Annotated in this window: 1 rRNA gene; it reads right to left on the bottom strand. The window is 55.9% G+C overall.

Annotated elements, in window-relative coordinates:
- Positions 1-105: 105 nt before the first annotated feature.
- Positions 106-2,466: ribosomal RNA gene (locus tag ACAG20_RS21020) — 23S ribosomal RNA — on the bottom strand; the annotation flags it as partial.

The following is a 2,466-nucleotide window of genomic DNA, read 5'->3' as shown; positions in this document are numbered from 1 at the left end:
GGGGCCGGCACCGTGTTCACCAATGTTTGTTTTGGTGGTGGGGTGTGGGTTATGTGTTGTGTGGTGTGGTTGCGGGCAACACGACAATTTTTTTGTTTGTTGTGTGTTGGTAAGTTTTCGGCCGGTTAGTGCCAGTTCCCTGCACACCTTGCGGTGCTTCCAGGTCTGGTCTATCGATCCCGTGGTCTGCGGGGGGCCTTATCCCACTTAAATGGGTGAGAATCCTGGTCTTGGAGTGGGTTTCCCGCTTAGATGCTTTCAGCGGTTATCCTGTCCGAACGTGGCCATCCAGCCGTGCTCCTGGTGGAACAACTGGTATACCAGAGGTTCGTCCGTCCCGGTCCTCTCGTACTAGGGACAGGTTTCCTCAAGATTCTGACGCGCGCGGCGGATAGAGACCGAACTGTCTCACGACGTTCTAAACCCAGCTCGCGTGCCGCTTTAATGGGCGAACAGCCCAACCCTTGGGACCTGCTCCAGCCCCAGGATGCGACGAGCCGACATCGAGGTGCCAAACCATCCCGTCGATATGGACTCTTGGGGAAGATCAGCCTGTTATCCCCGGGGTACCTTTTATCCGTTGAGCGACACCCCTTCCACTCGGGGGTGCCGGATCACTAGTCCCGACTTTCGTCCCTGTTTGACGTGTCAGTCTCACAGTCAAGCTCCCTTGTGCACTTACACTCAACACCTGATTGCCGTCCAGGTTGAGGGAACCTTTGGGCGCCTCCGTTACATTTTAGGAGGCAACCGCCCCAGTTAAACTACCCACCAGGCACTGTCCCTGAACCAGCTTCATGGTTCGAGGTTAGAGGTCCAATACGATCAGAGTGGTATTTCAACAACGACTCCACCCACACTGGCGTGCGGGTTTCACAGTCTCCCACCTATCCTACACAAACCGCATCGAACATCAATACCAAGCTATAGTGAAGGTCCCGGGGTCTTTTCGTCCTGCCGCGCGTAACGAGCATCTTTACTCGTAATGCAATTTCGCCGAGTCTATGGTTGAGACAGTTGAGAAGTCGTTACGCCATTCGTGCAGGTCGGAACTTACCCGACAAGGAATTTCGCTACCTTAGGATGGTTATAGTTACCACCGCCGTTTACTGGGGCTTAAATTCTCAGCTTCACCCCCCGAAAGGGGTTAACCGGTCCTCTTAACCTTCCAGCACCGGGCAGGCGTCAGTCCGTATACATCGTCTTGCGACTTCGCACGGACCTGTGTTTTTAGTAAACAGTCGCTTCTCACTGGTTTCTGCGACCCCCTCCCGCTGCCCACCGCGAAGGTGTTGACGGTATGAGGGTCCCCCTTCTCCCGAAGTTACGGGGGTATTTTGCCGAGTTCCTTAACCATAGTTCACTCGTACGCCTTGGTATTCTCTACCTGACCACCTGTGTTGGTTTGGGGTACGGGCCGTGTGCGTGCTCGCTAGAGGCTTTTCTCGACAGCATAGGATCACCGAATTCGCCACAATTGGCTATGCATCACCTCTCGGAATATATGAGACCCGGATTTGCCTAGATCTCTTCCTACCGGCTTACCCCAGTATTACCACTGACTGGTACGGCTACCTTCCTGCGTCACCCCATCGCTTGACTACTACCAACGAAGGTCCCACGCAGCCGGCAAACGCCCTCACCCCGAAGGGATCAGATCATTCACCATTTGGGTGGTTAGTACCGCTGATTCATCAGGGACGCCCACACACGGGTACGGGAATATCAACCCGTTGTCCATCGACTACGCCTGTCGGCCTCGCCTTAGGTCCCGACTCACCCTGGGAGGACTGGCCTGGCCCAGGAACCCTTGGTCTTTCGGCGGGCAAGGTTCTCACTTGCCTCATCGCTACTCATGCCTGCATTCTCGCTCCCACACCCTCCACCACTAGATCACTCTGTGGCTTCACCGGATGCAGGACGCTCCCCTACCCAATCCTCACGGATTGCCGCGGCTTCGGCGGTGTGCTTGAGCCCCGCTACATTATCGGCGCACAATCACTTGACCAGTGAGCTATTACGCACTCTTTCAAGGGTGGCTGCTTCTAAGCCAACCTCCTGGTTGTCTTCGCGACTGCACATCCTTTTCCACTTAGCACACGCTTAGGGGCCTTAGCCGGCGATCTGGGCTGTTTCCCTCTCGACGCACGGAGCTTATCCCCCGCCGTCTCACTGCCACGCTCTACCTCACCGGCATTCGGAGTTTGGCTGACGTCAGTAACCTAGTAGGGCCCATCGGCCATCCAGTAGCTCTACCTCCGGTGAGAAACACGCAACGCTGCACCTAAATGCATTTCGGGGAGAACCAGCTATCACGGAGTTTGATTGGCCTTTCACCCCTACCCACAACTCATCCCCTCAGTCTTCAACCTAAGTGGGTTCGGGCCTCCACGCGGTCTTACCCGCGCTTCACCCTGGCCATGGGTAGATCACTCCGCTTCGGGTCCACAACACGCCACTACACCA

It is taken from the genome of Mycobacterium sp. pW045 (assembly GCF_041287085.1).
GTDB lineage: Bacteria > Actinomycetota > Actinomycetes > Mycobacteriales > Mycobacteriaceae > Mycobacterium > Mycobacterium algericum_A.
The sequence above is the reverse complement of the archived record's forward strand: the minus strand, read 5'-3'. Positions and strand labels throughout refer to the sequence as shown.